The sequence below is a fragment of the Alteromonas portus genome (assembly GCF_005117025.1).
In the GTDB taxonomy this organism is placed as follows: Bacteria; Pseudomonadota; Gammaproteobacteria; order Enterobacterales; family Alteromonadaceae; genus Alteromonas; species Alteromonas portus.
The window spans coordinates 652,271-670,168 of record NZ_SWCO01000001.1; the positions used below are offsets into that span (position 1 = coordinate 652,271).

The 17,898-nt window shown below is 43.4% G+C and carries 15 protein-coding genes, 1 tRNA gene and 1 riboswitch; of the genes, 15 read left to right on the forward strand and 1 reads right to left on the reverse strand.

Features of this window, described 5'->3' with window-relative positions; translation table 11 throughout:
- Positions 1-47: 47 nt before the first annotated feature.
- The 9 genes from E5672_RS02690 (at position 48) to E5672_RS02730 (ending at position 10,565) form a co-directional block, all read left to right on the forward strand.
- The gene (locus E5672_RS02690) at positions 48-1,136 is read left to right on the forward strand and encodes a tryptophan 2,3-dioxygenase family protein (RefSeq protein WP_136780804.1); all 1,089 of its coding nucleotides are present in this window, start codon (positions 48-50) and stop codon (positions 1,134-1,136) included.
- Between the two features lie 502 nt (positions 1,137-1,638).
- Positions 1,639-4,281, forward strand: a complete 2,643-nt coding sequence (locus tag E5672_RS02695) for a TonB-dependent receptor plug domain-containing protein (RefSeq protein ID WP_136780805.1) — start codon at positions 1,639-1,641, stop codon at positions 4,279-4,281.
- 103 nt (positions 4,282-4,384) lie between these two features.
- The gene (locus E5672_RS02700; protein WP_136780806.1) at positions 4,385-5,299 is read left to right on the forward strand and encodes a class I SAM-dependent methyltransferase; all 915 of its coding nucleotides are present in this window, start codon (positions 4,385-4,387) and stop codon (positions 5,297-5,299) included.
- A gap of 322 nt (positions 5,300-5,621) precedes the next feature.
- Complete coding sequence (locus E5672_RS02705; RefSeq protein WP_136780807.1) at positions 5,622-6,383, forward strand: DUF3450 domain-containing protein; 762 nt, start codon at positions 5,622-5,624, stop codon at positions 6,381-6,383.
- Between the two features lie 6 nt (positions 6,384-6,389).
- On the forward strand, positions 6,390-7,748 hold the full coding sequence (locus tag E5672_RS02710; protein WP_136780808.1) for a MotA/TolQ/ExbB proton channel family protein: 1,359 nt from the start codon (positions 6,390-6,392) through the stop codon (positions 7,746-7,748).
- 1 nt (position 7,749) lies between these two features.
- Entirely contained in the window at positions 7,750-8,274 is a 525-nt protein-coding gene (locus tag E5672_RS02715; protein WP_012517736.1) for a MotA/TolQ/ExbB proton channel family protein, read from the forward strand.
- A gap of 11 nt (positions 8,275-8,285) precedes the next feature.
- Entirely contained in the window at positions 8,286-8,684 is a 399-nt protein-coding gene (locus E5672_RS02720; RefSeq protein ID WP_039222950.1) for an ExbD/TolR family protein, read from the forward strand.
- Position 8,685: 1 nt separating this feature from the next.
- Positions 8,686-9,297 (forward strand): energy transducer TonB, encoded by a 612-nt coding sequence (locus tag E5672_RS02725; RefSeq protein ID WP_012517738.1) that lies wholly within the window; start codon positions 8,686-8,688, stop codon positions 9,295-9,297.
- A 2-nt stretch (positions 9,298-9,299) separates the two neighbouring features.
- Complete coding sequence (locus E5672_RS02730; RefSeq protein WP_136780809.1) at positions 9,300-10,565, forward strand: tetratricopeptide repeat protein; 1,266 nt, start codon at positions 9,300-9,302, stop codon at positions 10,563-10,565.
- Positions 10,566-10,707: 142 nt separating this feature from the next.
- On the opposite strand, the gene E5672_RS02735 is transcribed toward E5672_RS02730, so the two are convergent.
- Entirely contained in the window at positions 10,708-13,002 is a 2,295-nt protein-coding gene (locus tag E5672_RS02735; protein WP_136780810.1) for a tRNA(Met) cytidine acetyltransferase TmcA domain-containing protein, read from the reverse strand.
- A 59-nt stretch (positions 13,003-13,061) separates the two neighbouring features.
- Here E5672_RS02735 and E5672_RS02740 point away from each other — a divergent pair, with 59 nt between their 5' ends.
- From E5672_RS02740 to E5672_RS02765, 6 genes are all read left to right on the forward strand, one after another.
- The gene (locus E5672_RS02740) at positions 13,062-13,487 is read left to right on the forward strand and encodes an acyl-CoA thioesterase (RefSeq protein ID WP_039222944.1); all 426 of its coding nucleotides are present in this window, start codon (positions 13,062-13,064) and stop codon (positions 13,485-13,487) included.
- A 130-nt stretch (positions 13,488-13,617) separates the two neighbouring features.
- A riboswitch (TPP riboswitch) is annotated at positions 13,618-13,721 on the forward strand.
- Between the two features lie 55 nt (positions 13,722-13,776).
- The gene (locus tag E5672_RS02745) at positions 13,777-15,867 is read left to right on the forward strand and encodes a TonB-dependent receptor (RefSeq protein ID WP_136780811.1); all 2,091 of its coding nucleotides are present in this window, start codon (positions 13,777-13,779) and stop codon (positions 15,865-15,867) included.
- Between the two features lie 17 nt (positions 15,868-15,884).
- A complete protein-coding gene (locus E5672_RS02750; protein ID WP_014975943.1) occupies positions 15,885-16,148 on the forward strand; it encodes a hypothetical protein in 264 nt (87 codons plus the stop codon).
- The gene (gene pnuC / locus E5672_RS02755; protein ID WP_136780812.1) at positions 16,148-16,792 is read left to right on the forward strand and encodes a nicotinamide riboside transporter PnuC; all 645 of its coding nucleotides are present in this window, start codon (positions 16,148-16,150) and stop codon (positions 16,790-16,792) included. Before E5672_RS02750 ends, pnuC begins: the two co-directional genes overlap by 1 nt.
- The gene (locus E5672_RS02760; RefSeq protein ID WP_240692136.1) at positions 16,749-17,600 is read left to right on the forward strand and encodes a phosphotransferase; all 852 of its coding nucleotides are present in this window, start codon (positions 16,749-16,751) and stop codon (positions 17,598-17,600) included. Before pnuC ends, E5672_RS02760 begins: the two co-directional genes overlap by 44 nt.
- A gap of 211 nt (positions 17,601-17,811) precedes the next feature.
- Positions 17,812-17,888, forward strand: a tRNA-Trp gene (locus tag E5672_RS02765).
- The last annotated feature ends 10 nt before the right edge of the window (positions 17,889-17,898 follow it).

Genomic DNA, 17,898 nt, shown 5'->3' on the forward strand with positions numbered 1-17,898 from the left:
CGGTGATAGAATTAAATGGTTCAAATCAGTATAAAGGCGGCAATAAAATGAAAAAGAATATCGAGCCCTGCTATTACGGTGATTACTTGCATTTAGACAAAGTATTGGGCGCGCAGGAATTGCAGAGTGAGAAATACGGTGATGCGGCGCACGAAGAAATGCTGTTTATTATTGTACATCAAGTTTATGAACTATGGTTCAAGCAGGTTCTTCACGAACTCAATGCCGTCATTGATACATTTAATCAAGAAACGGTAAAAGACCAGCAATTAACTTCAGTTGTGCATAGGCTTCAGCGAGTTATACAAATTCAAAAATTAATGAATGATCAAATTGCTATTATGGAAACCATGACGCCGCAGCAATTTTTGTCATTTAGAGACTATCTAGTACCCGCTTCTGGTTTTCAAAGTATCCAGTTTAAACGTTTAGAGATTGCCCTTGGCTTAAAGCGAGATTTTAGGATCGATTTCGACAAGCAAAGTTTTTATAACCGACTCACAGATAAAGACAGGGCGCTACTGGAGAACCTAGAAAGCAAGCCAAGCCTGTTTGAACTGGTCGATAACTGGCTATCTAGAATGCCGCTGTTAAAAACCGAAGAGTTTGACTTCTGGCAATACTATAAAAAAGCGGCAGACGAAATGTTGGATGATGATCATCAAACTATCTCTTCTAATGATATGTTGTCGGAAAACGAAATGCGTCAGGAACTTAAAGAGCTTCAAGCTACTAAGGAGAACTTTGACGCTTTATTCGACGAAGCCAAATTCGAAAATCTTAGAAACGAAAGTAAATTCCGGTTAAGTCATAAGGCATTACTTTCGGCGCTGTTTATAAAGCAGTATTCAGAAGAGCCTATCTTTAATCTTCCATTTCAACTTATCACCGCACTAACTGAAATAGACGAGCAGCTCACTATATGGCGCTACCGTCATGCAATGATGGTGCAGCGCATGTTAGGCACCAAAATAGGGACCGGGGGCTCTTCCGGTCACCACTATCTTAAGAAGACCACTGAGTCTAATCGCATTTATTTAGACTTTTTCAACATGGCGACCTTTTTACTCCCTAAAAGTGCACTGCCTGAGTTACCAGAAATTGTGCGTAGGCGATTGGGATTTTATCTGCAATAGTGAACCAATATTGTAAATTAAGTTAATCTATAGTTGTTTTAATGTTCTTTTATATAAGGTGCTGAGATTAAATTAAAGGAAGTGCATACATTCATTCGCCTTGTTAAAACAGTATTGAGCACCTTTAAGTAAAGATAAAAAGTTATTTCAGTTAATTTGATTTTTAATTGTTAGTATAAAAATTAGACTGATAAAGGTTGAATAATGACCGGTCGTAAAGCGCCGTGTAAAAAATAATCAAAAATAAATTTAGTGTTTTTTTGACATGTTATCTATATGTTATGAAAGGGTTTATTCTGATTTTGTAGTTATTTTGTTACAACTTTTCTTAATATACTGAAAAAAAAATTGAACTTTTCAAGACCGTTTATCTGATCCTTGTTGACCCTGAATTGAGCTTGTGTTTATTATCATTATGAGGTCCAAACCTTACTAATAATAAATCGTTATAAAGACGATGCTGAAATGCTAAAACGTATTTTCAAGTCCAGGGAGACAATACATGTTTACAAATTCTAAGCTGGCTAAATCAGTCAAGCTAGCGTGCGCGTTTGGTGCTGCGTCCGCTTTTTCATTCTCAGGTGCTGTTCAAGCACAAGAAGAGCAAGAAGCTGTTGCTGTCGAAAAAATCGAAGTAACGGGTTCACGTATCAAGCGTACTGACCTAGAAGGCGCTGCTCCGGTAGTTTCTATTACCGCTGCTGACATCAAACTTGAAGGTGACTTCACTGTTGCTGACGCACTTCGCTCAAGCTCACTAAACTCTTTCGGTTCATTCTCAGAGCGTTCAGGTAGTTCTGCACAGTCACAAGCTACTATCAACCTTCGTGGTGCTGGTTCTCGTCGTACTCTAGTACTTCTTAACGGTCGTCGTTTCCCAGGTTCACCTACACTAGGTGGTGCTTCTGCAAACCTTAACGCTATTCCAATGGCTGCGGTTGAGCGTATCGACATCATGACTGAAGGTGCTTCTTCAATCTATGGTTCTGACGCGATGGCTGGTGTTGTAAACATCATTCTTAAAGACAACTTTGAAGGTCTAACTTTCAACGTTGGTGCTGGTATGCGTGAGCAGGACGAAGGTACAACTTCTGCTGAATTCTCAGTTGTTGGTGGTATTTCTAACGACAAAGGTAACGTAACTTTCTCATTCGATCACCAGCGTCGTGAAGGTATTTCTGACGCAGACCGTGATTACACAAAAGCAAAAATTGGTGACTTTGACGGCGACGGCGATATCCAAGCTTACACTGCAGACACTGTAGGTTGGTCTTACTTCGGTGCTACTGTATTGTCTCCTGACTTCTCAGAAGCACAGCCTTCACTTCTTTGTGACAGCCTTATCGCTGAATACGGCGAAGACACATTCCGTCGCGTAGACGCTGACGAAGATTGGGGCGAAGGTTCTGAGTACTGTATGTATGCGTTTGCTAACGTATCTTACAACACTGCATCAATCGACCGTAATACACTATATGTAAGTGCTGATTACGAAGTAATGGAAGATGTTGAGTGGTTTGGTCAAGCAATGGTTGTTCAAAACTCTTCATTTGGTCGTTACGCTCCTCCAGCTGCTGCATGGACTAACATGTCTGCTGATAACCCACATAACCCATATGGCGAAGACGGTGCATACGGTCTATTCCGCTGGGTTGGTATCGGTACTCGTGACGGTAACGTAGACGACTACAACCAAGACTACACTACTGGTCTTCGCGGTATGCTAGATTGGAACAATGCTGAGTGGGAAGTTTACTACCACTTCAACATGGCTGATAACAAGTCTGTTGGTCAGTATTACCTATCTTACTCTGGTCTTGCTTACAACGAAGCAAACGACATTGACCTAGGTTCTGATGAAGGTGTTGCGAACATGAAAGCAACAACACTTCAAGAGTCTAGCTCACGCTTCCACCAGTACTACGCAGGTATCGGTTTCGACATGTTCGAACTACCTGGTGGTATGGTTGCTCACTACTTCGGCGCTGAGTTCTTTGAACAAACTTACGCTGACATCTATGACGGTCAGTCTGAAGCTGGTCTAATCGGTGGTTCTGCGGGTAACTCTTCGCAAGGTGAACGTGACGTAACAGCATTCTTCTTCGAATCTGTACTTCCATTCTCTGACACTGTAGAAGTGAACATTAAAGCTCGTTACGATGACTACTCTGATTTCGGTAGCAAGTTGTCACCAGCAGTATCTGCTCGTTGGGAACTAGCTGACGGTCTTGTACTTCGTGGTTCTTACTCTGAGTCTTTCCGTGCGCCAGGTCTTGACCTACTGAACGCTGCACGTACTTTCTCTGCAGAAAGCGCAATTGACTACAATAACGGTTCTACTGTTTCTCGTCAGTACGATACTTACTACACTGCTAACGCTGAACTAGATGCTGAAACATCTGATTACATCAACCTTGGTGTAGCGTACGATGTGAACGACAACCTAAGCGTTAAACTTGATTACTTCAATCTTTCGATTGATAACGTAATCCAAGCTAAGTCTCTTCAAAACCTTCTATCTGACGAAGCTGCTGGCCTAATCACTGCGGTTTCGGTAGATACTGACACTTCAGACGAAACTTTCTACCTGAAGCGTGCAGATTCTGGTGTTCTAGTTGAAGCTGGTACTTCATACTTCAACGGTGCCGGTTTCGAAATTGAAGGTATTGACTTTACTGTTAACGCTAACCTAGAAACTGAATTCGGTAACTTCCGCTTCCAGAACGTTAACTCGTTCGTACTATCTTACGACACTGAAGTTGGTGGCATCGTTCAGGATATCGCTGGTTGGTCTGGTAGCCCAGAATTCAAATCAGTAGCTACTGCAGTTTGGAGCTTTGAAGAGCATACACTTGCTTGGAACATGACTTACACAGACAGCACGTCTGAGTTTGAAACAGCGCCTGTAGATGCAGACGGCGAAACTATCGTTGGTCCATACGACATCAACGGTAAGCTTGATAGCTGGTTAATTCACAACGTAACTTATACGTTCGACATGGCTGACTACGGTTCAATCACGCTAGCGGTTAACAACGTAACTGATGAAGATCCAGTGTTCTCATCTAATGGTACGTGGGACAACCAAGACCTATACAACAACTTTGGTCGTGACTACCGTCTTAACTACCAAATTAGCTTCTAATTTTAGAATCTAGATAAAAAAGGCCGAGCAATCGGCCTTTTTTTATTTGTGGATAAACAAATTTACCTTTTAAAGTACAGAGCACCAGTAAAGAGAACGTTTCATGAATAGTTATTGGAGTGAATACTGGCAGCAGGGCCACGTTAACTCTTTTGCCGATTCAACAAGTCGTAATTATGAAGGCGAGCTTGCAGAGCAATGGTTGACGTTTTTCACTGAGACAAACGTCCACGGTGGAAAAGTTATTGACCTTGCAACAGGTAATGGCGCGCTTATCGACCTGGCAGTAAATGTTGGTAATTATCGTAAGCCTGAATATATAGGTGTGGATTACGCAACTTTGAATATAGGCGATAATCTCAATCACCCTAATATAACCTTCTTGCAAGAACAGAATATTGAGTCGCTTCCATTTTCAGACAATGAAGTGACCGCTGTTGTCTCTCAGTTTGGTATCGAATATAGCGACCTAAATCTTACATTAAATGAAGTTAGCCGGGTTTTACGGCCTGGTGGAAAGTTTAGAGTGGTGGTTCATCGAAAGGAAAGTGTTATTGTTGAGCCGAACTTTCAAATACTTACAGTTGTACAAAGGCTTCAGGAGAAAGGTAGCCCTTTAGAAGTCTTGAAACGCTTGGTGACCGCGTTAAACGAATCTTCTAAGCCTAGTCAGAGTAAAGAAGCAATTCGATTGGAGCTGAATGAAAAAGTAGGAAAACTCGTCAATGAACATAAACAAGCATTGTACGATACAAACTTCCCTACGCTTTTGAAAACGGTCTTAAATCCGAAAGTTTCGTTTTCACAAAAAAACGTTATCTTCGAAGAGTTCGATAAAGAGCTAGAATCTCATGGTGTTAGACTATCAGACCTAATCAATGCGGCAAGAGATGCAGAAGAGATTACGTTACTCGAAAGTAAATTAAAGTGTAATGACTTTATTGATATTTGTGTCTCAGACGTTGCTGATAAAAAAGGTTTAATAGGTACGACGATTAGTGCTACAAAAAGCAAGTAATCTGTTGTGTTAGTAATCAATAACGGTGAATATCGATTCGTAAGGTATCGTTCAAGTTAAATTATTAACAAACAGATAGCATAAAAGGTGATTAATTGGACGATGAGTGAACAATTAACCTCCACTTCTAGTGTGCAAGTACTTTGCTAGCTTGACTCTACCGAGCAATCCATGTGAATATACTACGTTCGTAGTACTGACTATTGATGTCTGTGCTACATTCCTGAAACAAAATTGTGAAAGTTTTATACGCCCCTTGCCCGAATATTTTCCTTATCGGCGAGGATTCAAATAAGAAATTTGGTTGGGAACTATGTCCAAAATGAGCAAGAGAACTCTTATTGCTTCTACTGTTATGGGTGCATTCGCACTAACAGGTAGCGCAGTCTCTGCAGATACGCTTGAAGATCTTCATAAAGAAGAAGCGAAAATCCACGCGGCTGCAGCGAAATCTCAAGAAAAAATCAACACGTTGTTTGAACAGTCTCAAGAACTACTTGTTGAGTATCGTCAAACAGTAGATGAGACAGAAAACCTTAAAATCTACAACGATTACATCGCTAGCCTTGTTGCAGACCAGCAGCGTGGAATCGACTCTCTACAGCGTCAAATCGACAGCATCGAAGAAACTAAGCAGGGCATCGTTCCTCTTATGTTCCGCATGATCGATAGCCTTGAGCAGTTCATCAAGCTAGACCGTCCAATTCACTTGGAAGAACGTTTACAACGCGTAGAGCGTCTTCGTGATCTAATGGCTAACTCTAACGTGACTGTTTCTGAGCAGTTCCGTCAGGTACTAGAAGCGTACCTAGTAGAAGTTGAGTACGGTACTAAGATCAACTCTTACCAAGGTACTATTGACGACGCAGGTACGGAAGTTACTGTAGACTTCTTCAACCTAGGTCGTGCAGCGCTAGTAGCACTTTCTCTTGACCAAACTCACGCATGGGTATGGAACAACGAAAGCCGCGTATGGGAAAAACTGGGTGACGAGTATCTGTCTTCAGTTGTTGACGCAGTTAAAATGGCTAACAACGTCATTCCTGCGGATCTGATTAAACTACCAATTAGCGCAGCGGAGTAATTGTTAATGAAACCAGTATTCAAATCTCTTTTAGCCGCTGCGACAGTTGCAGTTGCGGCAACCGGAGCGCAGGCTCAGGAAGCAAAGAGCCTAAAAGACCTTTTAGACCAGGTTCAACAGAACCGTGTTTCTGAAGCGCGTCTAGACAAGCAACGCGAAGCTGAGTTCCAATCAGCACGTGCAGACAAGCAAGCACTACTTCGCAAAGCACAATCAGACCTACAAGCTGAACAGGCTCGTGGTGACCGTCTACAGAAGCAATTCTCAGACAACGAAGTAACACTAAACGAGAAAGCGGCTGAGCTAGACCAAGCAACTGGTACGCTTGGTGAGATGTTCGGTGTGGTACGTCAAGCTTCTTCTGAAGCATACGGTCGTATCTCTACTTCAATCGTAAGTGCACAATTCCCTGGCCGTGGTCAATTCCTAGCAGAGATGTCAGAAGATTCTAAAGGTCTTCCTAACATTAAAGAACTAGAAGACCTATGGTTTGCACTTCAAAAAGAAATGACTGAAGGTGGTGAAGTAGTTAAGTTTACCACTGAAGTAGTTAACCTAGACGGCGGTTCTTCACAGCAAGAAGTTGTTCGTGTTGGTACATTTAACCTTGTTGGTGAAGCAGGTTACCTAGCGTATGACGCTGAAGCTGAAGTTGTTCAGCCTCTTGGTCGTCAACCTGATGGTCACTTCGTAGCTTCTGCTGACGATCTAATCGAAGCAACCTCTGGCTTAGTTCCTTTCTACGCTGACCCGTCTCAAGGTGCAATCCTTGGACTGTTGAAGCAGAAAGCGACAATGGCTGAGCGCTATCACGCAGGTGGCCCAGTTGGTTATACAATTACGCTAATGCTAGCGATTGGACTACTAATTGGTGTTTACAAGATGATCACGCTTACCATCACTGGTGGTAAAATGCGTTCACAGCTTAAGAACGTAAACAGCCCATCTGAAGGTAACCCTCTAGGTCGTATCCTTAAAGTTTATCAAGAGAACAAAACTGCTGATGCAGAAAACCTTGAACTTAAACTTGATGAAGCGATTCTTCGCGAGCTTCCAAAAATTGAAAGCGGCATCAACGTAATCAAGATTTTCGCAGCGATTGCTCCTCTACTAGGTCTACTAGGTACAGTACTAGGTATGATCGAGACTTTCCAAACCATCACACTATTCGGTACTGGTGACCCACGTATGATGGCAGGAAGTATCTCAATGGCTCTTGTAACTACTGCTCAAGGTATTATCGCGGCTCTGCCTCTAATCCTTACTCACAGCATCGTAGCTTCTCGTAGCAAGTCAATCATCCACATTCTAGATGAGCAAACTGCGGGTATCGTAGCTGCTCACTCAGAGTCGGAGAAAGCGTAATATGAATTACCTGATTGGATTATTCGAATCGGTCAGGGACTTTATCGCTACCGGCGGTGACGTACTTTATTTCGTTGCTGCCGCGCTCTTTCTCATGTGGGTTTTAATGATTGAGCGTTACTGGTATTTAACTTCGGTCTTCCCAAAGGTGAAGAAAAACATCATCGCGAATTGGGATGCCCGAGCAGATACCACATCATGGTATGCGCATAGAATCCGTGACGCGTGGATTTCTCAAGCGTCAGACGATCTAAACGCTAGAATGCTGATTATCAGAACCATTATTGCAATGTGTCCATTAATCGGTCTACTTGGAACAGTAACCGGTATGATCAGTGTTTTCGAGACAATGGCAACACAGGGCACCAGCAACGCACGTCTAATGGCAGCTGGTATCTCTATGGCAACTATCCCGACTATGGCGGGAATGGTAGCCGCGCTATCTGGGCTGTTCATCAGTTCACGTCTTGAAGCGAAAGTGAAGCTGGCAAGAGAAGGGCTAGTTGATAGCCTGCCACATCATTAGAGAGAGAGATTATGGCTCGAAAAGTCAGAACCGAGGAAGAAGATGCACAGATCGACATGACACCCATGTTGGATATCGTGTTTATCATGCTGATCTTCTTTATCGTTACCACTGTTTTCGTTAAAGAAGCAGGGATCGAAGTCAACAAGCCAGATGCGAGCCAGGCGATTCTTCACAAAAATGCAAACATTTTCATCGCCGTAACGGAAGACGGAAATGTATGGCTAGACAAGCGTGAAGTAGCGCCGGACAGCGTAAGAGCGAATATTGAAAGACTGCTTACCGAGCAGCCTACTGACTACGTAATCATTCAAGCTGATATTAAAGCGAAGCATGGTTTAGTAGTTGAAATTATGGATCAGGTTAAAGCCGCTGGCGTTAACCGAGTCTCGGTAGCGGCAAGGGGATAAGATGTTACGTATACTTGTATCTATTGTATTAGGTGCTGCGGTCGCATTTGCCCTGTTCGTTCTAATGGCCAAGTTGATTGAAAATTCATCTAGACCAGCAGACGAAGTACCGCCTGCACCGGTTATCGATATTGTAATGCAGGAACCAGACGACCAGACGCAAACGCGTACTCGTGTTCCACCACCACCGCCGCCTCCGCCTCCACAGCCTCCTAAAATGGAGCAAGTTGAGCCGGAAACAGCGGAACCTGATGCAGATGGCTTTAGCTTAGCTATACCAGCTATCGACACAGGTGGTGTTGGTGTAAACATCGGTGGTGTTGGTGCAATGCAACGTGACGGTGAAGCTACACCTATCGTACGTATCGACCCGAAATATCCACCTGATGCAGCCCGTGACGGCCGTGAAGGTTGGGTAAGATTGTCTTTCACTATCAACGAAGTTGGTGGTGTTGAAGATATCGAAGTTATCGAAGCTGAACCTAAGCGCGTATTCGACCGTGAAGCACGTCGTGCTCTACGTAAGTGGAAATACAAGCCTAAGATCGTTGATGGCAAGCCGGTTAAACAACCTGGCATGTTCGTACAGCTAGACTTTAAACTGGAGCAATGATCATGATGAAACGTACATTCAAAATGTCAGCCGTTGCTTTAGTGCTAGGCGCAGGCGCGGTGCTTTCAGCACCCGCTGCTCTAGCGCAGTCATCACCTGTTGTTTGTCCTGGATATGAGAAGGGAAAAACAACGCTAGTAGGTGAGCGTACCGGTAAAAAAGTTCAAAAAGCTTTTGAATTCTATAATGAAGACCAGCTTACCGAAGCGTTAAATGTACTTTATGAAATCGACGCGTCTGACGATTTCGATAAAGCCTACGTTAATCGTTTCATTGGTAACCTGTTGGCTTCACAAGAAGGTCAAGGCGGCAAGGCGTTAAACTATTTGGTTGGCTCTGTTGAACCAAAAGTACTTAACGACACTGAGCACTCTCAAACACTTAAACTAATAGGTGATTTGAGTATGCAGGAAGAGAAATACACTGATGCCATCAAATGGTATAACAAGTGGATGGAATTTACCTGTAAAGAAGATGCAGACGTGTACACTCGCCTTGCGCAAGCTTATTTTGAGTCTAAGCAGTTAGCTAAGATGGTTGAGCCAGCAGACAAGGCTATTGCTTTGTATGAAGAGCCAAACAAGAACCCTTATGTTCTAAAGCTGACTTCTTATTACGAGCGTAAGATGTACCCTGAGACGGTTTCTGTTGCGGAAGAGTTAGTTAAGACTTTTCCTGAAGAGAAAACTTGGTGGTCGCGTCTAGGCTTTTTCTACATCTTGGTTGAAGATTATAAAAAAGGTCTTTCAACACTAGAGCTTGCATATATGCAGGGTTATCTAGAAAAAGATTCAGAAATCAAAACGCTTGCTCAGCTTTATCAAAGTAACGGTATGCCTTACAAAGCTGCTAAGTTACTTGAGAAGCACATGAAAGAAGGCTTGCTGAAAGACGATGCTGATATGCTAGCTAACATCGCTAATGCGTATCACCAGGCTAAGAACTTTAAAACAGCAGCAAACTTGTACGCACAAGCTGCAGCTAAGAGTTCAGACCCTGAGCACTATCGTAAGCAAGGTACGCTTTTACTTGTAGCTGAAGATTACAAAGGCGCTATTAAAGCACTAGAGAATGCTCTAGAGCGTGGCGCTGAAGACCCTGAGAAGATTCACTTCACACTTATGGAAGCGAACTTCTATGCTGGTAACTTCAAGTCTGCATACATGCACGTACAAGAAGCTAAGAAAGATCGCTCACTACGCCGCAACGCTGCTGCGTGGGAACCTTACATTAAGGAAAAAGCGAAAAACCGTGGCATTAGTATCTAATAAACGGTATTAGCTATAAAAGCCTCCTTCGGGAGGCTTTTTTTTGCTTCCAGCCTAGGCATGCTTGAATAAGAAACGGGACATCAGATTTTTTACGCTTATTTTTATTCTACCTTAAAGCACTCTTTGCCTACTTCAAAAGCTATATAGGTTTCGTCAAAGCGTCTAAAGCGGGCTGTAACCTTGTTCTAATCAAAGCCGTTGTTTCTTTTAACCCTGTTACTCTAAAACCGTAATCTTTCAATATCGCTTTAACACACTTCATATCCAATTCTGAGTGCTTAAAGATCGCCCCTAGATAAGCTTGCTCTTCAATAACTTTTACGAGCCTATTGACTATAGAAGCGGCCTCACCTTGCTTTGAATTTAAGTGGCTGTAGTTTTCTTTACCATTATTGTGGTGACTGGTGTTGGAAACAGTTTGAACTTCGCGCGCTAACTTATTCAAAATGTGCCAAACGTCGTCTAGCGGTCGCGTACCTTGGGTAAAGTGAAAAAGCTTATTTACATAGTTTGAAAGAACATAATGGGGCAGTTCATTCAATTTAGTCGTGTCACCAAAACTAGTGTTCAATGCGATGAGGTTTGATACTAGTTCGCTTGTACTACGAGTAAGTGGCAATACAGCTAACGCACTGGTTTCTCCACTGGCTTTGTTGGGCTTTCTCCCGTAATCAACAATTTTAAATCCGTTGCTAGACCAGAATTTGTCGAGCTTTACCGTAGTACCATATGACGTGCACAACGCATCGATGGCGTGCTCATGTGTTACCTCTTTTATTTTTTGAATAAGATAACTACCCATCCCTTTTGCTTGCAGCTGTGGATGTACAGCAATACGATTAATTCGCCAGTAGCTATGAGTTGCTGCTGTAGGGTCGGCGGAAAGCAGTGTTAACCGCTGTGCACCTAAGTGACCTTTAGGACGGCGTTGCCCAGATGCAATGTCGCACGATAAAGGACTTAAGTTCTTGCCCCCTTCAACATTTATTATTGCTGCAGCTATCGCTATATCGTTTATTTTTAGTGTAGAAACAAGCACGTCAGGGCTATCTAACAAACGCATGAAGTCGTCAGGTGTCGTTTGATAATGTGCAAGTGAAAGAAGAGACATAACACATTGAAGGGAGCGCTCGTTTATGCGTTCAAACGAACCGATCTCAAAGCTCGCTGTCTTTATTAATTTATTACTGTCTTCTAAGGCCATACTTGCGATGCTACACGCCTCACTTTTTCCTGTAGGTGAGACACCAAGTATGTTATTCACGAAATCATCGTTAAACAAACACGTTTTATTTAGGAAAATTTCAATTGGGTCGTTTTCAAACCAGCGCAAAGGTGTGGTCAGCGCAAGTTGTTCTATAGTGTCAGGTAAACTTGGAATGAGTTTATGGATAAAACCACTCCCTGAGCCTTCGTAGCCCAGTAGCGTAGTGCTTAACACCCATTGTGAATTATTGGCCATAATGCGACTTACAACAGGTAGCGGTAGTGAAGCGGCTTCATCAACCACAGTAAGATCGTAGGTTTTTTTGTTGCAATACAGTAGTTCGCTATCTGGCGGGACCCATTTAACCGAACCTAAAGAAGTTACTTGATGTGCTGCTGGCGCTTGTTTTTGCTTATCAACAGCACTTTCGATCAAGGAAGGTATTGGCGTCACCACATCCTTGTTTTGGCTCAGGCGCGCCATTATGTTGGTCACGTTGCTTACTTGCTCGCTGGTAAGCAGTACGTTTTTCCCTTCGCTAATTAAGCTATCTATAAATATACCTAATAAAGATGATTTGCCTCTTCCTCTTGGAGCCGTGATCAAGGCGTTCAATTGATTCTTCGAAAAGGCCTGATACATGCGCTTGTATGCATCTTGTTGTTCAGCGGTTTTAAATTTCCCACCTTCAAATGTGTGTTGGGTCTCTACTTTGTCTATACGGTACGTTGCTAAATCAGGTAAGACTGTGTTTGTTTCTGTGTGAAAGGCGACGTAAGCGTTCTTACGAAGACCTTCTATAAAGCGTGAAAGATATCGGCTATGGCTAAGCGTAAACCCCTCTGAAATAAACGACACGGAAACACTCTTAATCCAGTCATTAAAGTTAGGGCAAACAAGTATTAGACAGCCACTGCGTTTAACAATACCTGCTACAGCCATTACGTCCCCAGGCTTGAAGAAATCACGACAGTCTAAAATAGCAAGGTCGCACTCGCTGCCAAGCACCTGCTGACGCTTTTTTCCTTTTAGTGTACTGCCACTGAAATTGGCAACGCTTATAGATGAAACTTCATTCGCGAAAGAATGAATGTGGCATAATTCGGCCTCACAGAAATCATCGTTACCAGAAATAACCAGCATTCTTCGGTGAAGTGGGAAAGTAGCATTTGAGCTATTTTCACAATAAGGGGCCAGTAGCCATTCACGTAATTGAGTTAGCGCCATGAATCAGTTTTTTCGGTATAATCTCACGCTATAGTAGCGATTTATTATGAGGAATTCGAATGCGCTTTCTTTCTCGGCGTTTAGTTATGCCAAACGACCTTAATTACGCCAATTCTTTGTTCGGTGGCCGCGCGTTAGAATGGATAGACGAAGAAGCTGCCATTTGGGCTATTTGTCAGTTAGAAACAAATTGTTTGGTTACGAAGCATATTGGTGAAATTAGCTTTGAATCACCTGCAATGCAGGGTGATATTGTAGAGTTTGGCTTGGAAACTAAGGCTGTGGGTCGTTCTTCAATTACCGTAAGCTGCCTGGTACGCAACAAGGCCACCAAGAAAACCATTTGTTTTGCAGATGACATCGTTTTCGTCAAGGTTGACCCAGATACTCGCCAACCAACAGCACACGGCAAAACGCTAGAAGGGTTAAAGGCCCAGACAGATGACGAAGTACGTCGTCTAAATATGAATACTGAAGCTGAATAGACTATAAACCTCAATGCTTTATATCATATAAAAATTATGACGTTAGCTTAACGTGTTATCTGCTTGACGGAGTATCTCGAACTGGTAGACTCCGTCGCAGATGTTGACATTGCTAGCTTTAGTTGGTCAACGCTATACCAAGGGGTGTCCGTTTTCGGTCTGAGATCCACATTCGTGGGAACCCTTAAACCTGATCCGGATAATACCGGCGTAGGGATGGTTCACGACATAGCCTTATCACCTGCCGTTAGACCCGGATCTTTTTTCTTAAATAAGAACAAGAGATCCCATGTATAAAACACTTTTCACACTTTCACTGCTCGCTAGTTCTGTGGCGGCTTATGCGCAAGAAACTTCAGCGAGTGATGCTACAAATAGCGCTCCTTCTGACATCGAACGCGTCGTCGTATCAGGTGATTTTCGTCAAACCACTTTGGATCAGTTAAGTGCTAGCGCGACGATTTTAGACCAAGAACGTCTTCGCAGCAGACAGCCTTCTCATATCGACAGCGTGCTAAACAGCATTCCAAACGTGAACTTTGCCGCTGGTGCGTCCCGTGGCCGCTTCGTTCAAATTCGCGGTATTGGAGAGCGTAGCCAATTCGCCGAGCCAATCAACCCTTCGGTAAGCTTTATCGTCGATGAGTTCGATTTTTCAGGTCTTGCTGCAGCAGGCCTCATCTTCGATACCAAGCAGCTAGAGGTTTATCGCGGACCTCAGGCTACGTTATATGGCACAGGTGCATTGGCCGGTGCGGTGAAGCTTTCCAGCAATAACGTAGGCAGCGACGCGCCGGACTACGTTGAAGCTCGTATTGGTAACAAAGAGAGCTATCGTATTGAAGGGGCAACGGGTGATGAAATTAATTCCGATTGGGGATATCGCGTTGCACTTGTGCATAACCGTAGCGATGGCTTTGTAGAAAACACCTTTTTAGATAGAAGCGATACCAATAATATTGATGAGACCGCGTTGCGCTTTGCTGTAGAAGGCAGCGTAGATGAAAGAACCACACTTGCACTTACTTATCGCTGGTATGACATTGATAATGGTTACGATGCGTTCTCACTTGATAACGACAACAAAACACTATCTGACGAACCTGGATTTGACGAGCATCAAACCCACGCTGTAAGCGCACGCTCAACAACAAGTACTGCAGCGGGTGACCTTATTCTTATAGCCACCCATGCTTCTCATAATATTGCCTATGGTTACGATGAAGATTGGACATTTACCGGTTTTCACCCATGGGGTTACACATCGTTTGATGCGTACTACCGCGATGTTGAAACTCAAACCGGTGAGTTGCGTTTTGTGTCGTCTGACAGTGCTGCACTTTTCGATGGTATGACAGATTGGACAATAGGTGTATTTTATAAAAATACAGAAGAAAAGTTACTGCGTCAGTACACGTATTTGGACAGTGACTTTGCCAGCGAATATACGCCAACGACTACTGCTATCTATGCTCAGACTGAGAGCCGGTTGAATGAAAACCTAGTGCTTGTAGCAGGGTTAAGAGTAGAAAACTATGACTTTGATTATGCTGATAATAACCAGCTTACACGCGCATTCGATACCACCATGGTAGGCGGGAAAGTGGCGCTTCAGTATACACAGGGCGATCACTTCTATTACGGCAGCATTTCGCGCGGTTTTAAAGGTGCAGGTTTCAACCCCGACAGCCGAGTAAACGATAATCAGCGATTCTTCGACGAAGAATACAACTGGAACTATGAGGTAGGTGTAAAAGGCCCGCTGCTTACGCCTGAGCTTATAGCTCGTGCTGCAATTTTCTACATGGACAGGACTGATACGCAGGTAAGTGATTTTGACGTTATCACCCGTGATGACGGCACGGCAGGGTTTGTAGACATCATTGACAATGCTGACTTAGGCACAAACAAAGGTGCGGAACTTGAGCTTACTTGGTTTGCTAGTGATGCATGGCAGCTAGATGCAAGCGTTGGTTACCTAAGCGCTACCTTTGAAGGGTATACGCTTGCAGACGGTACTGAAGTGACTGAGCAAAGACAGGCTCAATCACCAAAATGGACAGCAAACCTTTACAGTGAGTACGTACTTACAGACACCATGCTGTGGCGCGTAGATGTAGACTATAAAAGTGAATACCGTTTTTCTGACGGACATGACGTAACCGCGCCAAGTACAACACTCGTTAATTCTGAAATAGTAGTGTTACACGGTGATTGGCAAACATCACTTTGGGTTCAAAATGCATTTGACCGCGAATACTACACCCGTGGATTTGGTGGTTTCAGCAACGACCCTCGCGATGAATACGCCTTTGAAGAGCCGTATTACCAAATAGGTAACGGTCGTCAGTTTGGCGTTACTGTTAAGTACGCGTTTTAAAATAAAAGGAAACAGACATGCAAGTTATGGTTGAACTGTCGTTGTACCCTTTGGTTAACGAATATATTCCACCTATTCAAGATTTTATCGATAGGTTAAATAGCTATAGTGATATCACGGTTTCAACAAGTTCAACCAGCACGCAGGTTACGGGTGATTACGGTGTGGTTATGAAGGTACTTGGTGAAGAAATGCAAAGGACCCATGAAGAAGTGGGGCAGGCTATTTTCGTGGCCAAGTTCCTGAACTTCGATGCCATGCAATCACGAAAATCTTCGTAATGGCTAGCTTCTTTTCTGAGTTTACCTCACAAATTGCCGCTACTTCGCTTTTAGAGTGGGTAGCGGTTGTCCTCGCGATTGCCTACGTATTATTGGCTGCAAAACAAAATAGCTGGTGTTGGCTGTGCGCCTTTGTAAGTACCGCAATTTACACTTGGCTATTTTGGCAGGTAACCTTGCCATTTCAGTCTGCGCTTAATTTCTTTTACATGATAATGGCGGGATACGGTTATTATCAGTGGTCAAAAGGCGCGGAAGACGGCGATGTTAAGCCTGTGCTGCATTGGCCGCTTTGGGCACATTTGCTCATTGTGCCGAGTATGTTACTGCTTGCTTGGGTTCTGTCTGAAGTGGCAGGCTCACAGTTCAATAGTGAGTACCTACTACTAGATGCGAGCATCAATTTATTGAGTGTAGTCACAACATTTATGGTGGCGCATAAAATTCTACAAAACTGGGTTTACTGGTTTTTCATTAATTTAGCCTCGGCATATTTATATCTGCAAGTGGGTTATGCATTATCTGCTTGCTTGTTCCTAGGCTACGTAGGCTTTGCAGTCTTCGGCTACTATCAGTGGCTGGTGCAATATAAAAGACAAGGTGAACAGGTTGGATATCATCGCCACGCTGCAAAAGGCGCTTAATCTCAGCGATAGTGCGAAAATGTCGGTACATCCTGCTGGTGCGGTAAACCATGTTTACCGTGTTCAAGACCCGTTGAACAATCTATTACATGTAATTAGTGAAGATAACCTTCAAAGTCGTTCTCAGTATCTTATTGACACCCCTGTCGATTTGGCCGTTAAATGGATGGGTAATGATGACTTTAGCGGTGTAAATCGTGCTCATCAGTTTGCATTGCAGCAACAACTTCATAAGTTTGGAGTAGCGCCGCAACCCATATGGCTAAGCGATGATGAAACCATCTGGGTTGAGCAGTGGCTAGAGCACAGTGACAGTGCGACGCTTTCAATGCTTGAGCTGGCCAACACTCTTGCTCGTATTCATTCTTTGCCCATTACCGCTAGGCCATTAGATTTAGCATCAAGGTGGCAGCACTATATTGATGTTGCACAGCTCGATATAAGCAGTGAGCTTTATTCAAAAGCCCAATCATTGCAGAAACAAGTAATAAAAAGTGAACAAGACGATGACGACTATGTGCTATGTCATAATGACTTGCTAACTAATCACGTATTACTGAGCGCAGATAACTCACTCAAAATTATTGATTGGGAATATGCCGCCATGGGAAACCGCTACTTCGATTTAGCAAGTTGCTGCCTCATCAATAAACTTGAACATAATGAAAGTAGAGAGCTGGTTAGGCATTACACCACGATTTTGAATATCGATGAGCACGACGCAATAGCGAAATTTGATCTGCACACCGAGATTGTCGCTATCACTAATGACCTGTGGTTTGCTGCGCTTAACGCCAATAAGGTCTAATTGTCATAAACTGCTCCGCATTTAAAAGTGACGCTGCATAGGAATCGGTTAAAAAGCGAGCAATAAGACAAAACACAGGTGATGGATAAAGCCTATTTGGTGTTATTCGATTGAAAAAACAGCGCATTGCGTGTTAATTAAGCATGCAGTGCATGGTAGTGATAAAAAGGCTTTACCTTTTTAATGTCATCCGTATAATGCACAGCGCGCTAGGGGTGTAGTTCGAATTGGTAGAACAGCGGTCTCCAAAACCGATGGTTGGGGGTTCGAGTCCCTCCACCCCTGCCACTTTCTCTTC

Excerpts from the sequence above, each read along its gene's own strand:
- E5672_RS02705 (WP_136780807.1), top strand. The coding sequence starts at position 5,622 with ATGAGCAAGAGAACTCTTATTGCTTCTACTGTTATGGGTGCATTCGCA.
- E5672_RS02720 (WP_039222950.1), top strand. The coding sequence starts at position 8,286 with ATGGCTCGAAAAGTCAGAACCGAGGAAGAAGATGCACAGATCGACATG.
- E5672_RS02725 (WP_012517738.1), top strand. The coding sequence starts at position 8,686 with ATGTTACGTATACTTGTATCTATTGTATTAGGTGCTGCGGTCGCATTT.
- E5672_RS02715 (WP_012517736.1), top strand. The coding sequence starts at position 7,750 with ATGAATTACCTGATTGGATTATTCGAATCGGTCAGGGACTTTATCGCT.
- pnuC (WP_136780812.1), top strand. The coding sequence starts at position 16,148 with ATGGCTAGCTTCTTTTCTGAGTTTACCTCACAAATTGCCGCTACTTCG.
- E5672_RS02690 (WP_136780804.1), top strand. The coding sequence starts at position 48 with ATGAAAAAGAATATCGAGCCCTGCTATTACGGTGATTACTTGCATTTA.
- E5672_RS02750 (WP_014975943.1), top strand. The coding sequence starts at position 15,885 with ATGCAAGTTATGGTTGAACTGTCGTTGTACCCTTTGGTTAACGAATAT.
- E5672_RS02710 (WP_136780808.1), top strand. The coding sequence starts at position 6,390 with ATGAAACCAGTATTCAAATCTCTTTTAGCCGCTGCGACAGTTGCAGTT.
- E5672_RS02730 (WP_136780809.1), top strand. The coding sequence starts at position 9,300 with ATGATGAAACGTACATTCAAAATGTCAGCCGTTGCTTTAGTGCTAGGC.
- E5672_RS02700 (WP_136780806.1), top strand. The coding sequence starts at position 4,385 with ATGAATAGTTATTGGAGTGAATACTGGCAGCAGGGCCACGTTAACTCT.
- E5672_RS02740 (WP_039222944.1), top strand. The coding sequence starts at position 13,062 with ATGCGCTTTCTTTCTCGGCGTTTAGTTATGCCAAACGACCTTAATTAC.
- E5672_RS02735 (WP_136780810.1), bottom strand. The coding sequence starts at position 13,002 with ATGGCGCTAACTCAATTACGTGAATGGCTACTGGCCCCTTATTGTGAA.
- E5672_RS02745 (WP_136780811.1), top strand. The coding sequence starts at position 13,777 with ATGTATAAAACACTTTTCACACTTTCACTGCTCGCTAGTTCTGTGGCG.
- E5672_RS02695 (WP_136780805.1), top strand. The coding sequence starts at position 1,639 with ATGTTTACAAATTCTAAGCTGGCTAAATCAGTCAAGCTAGCGTGCGCG.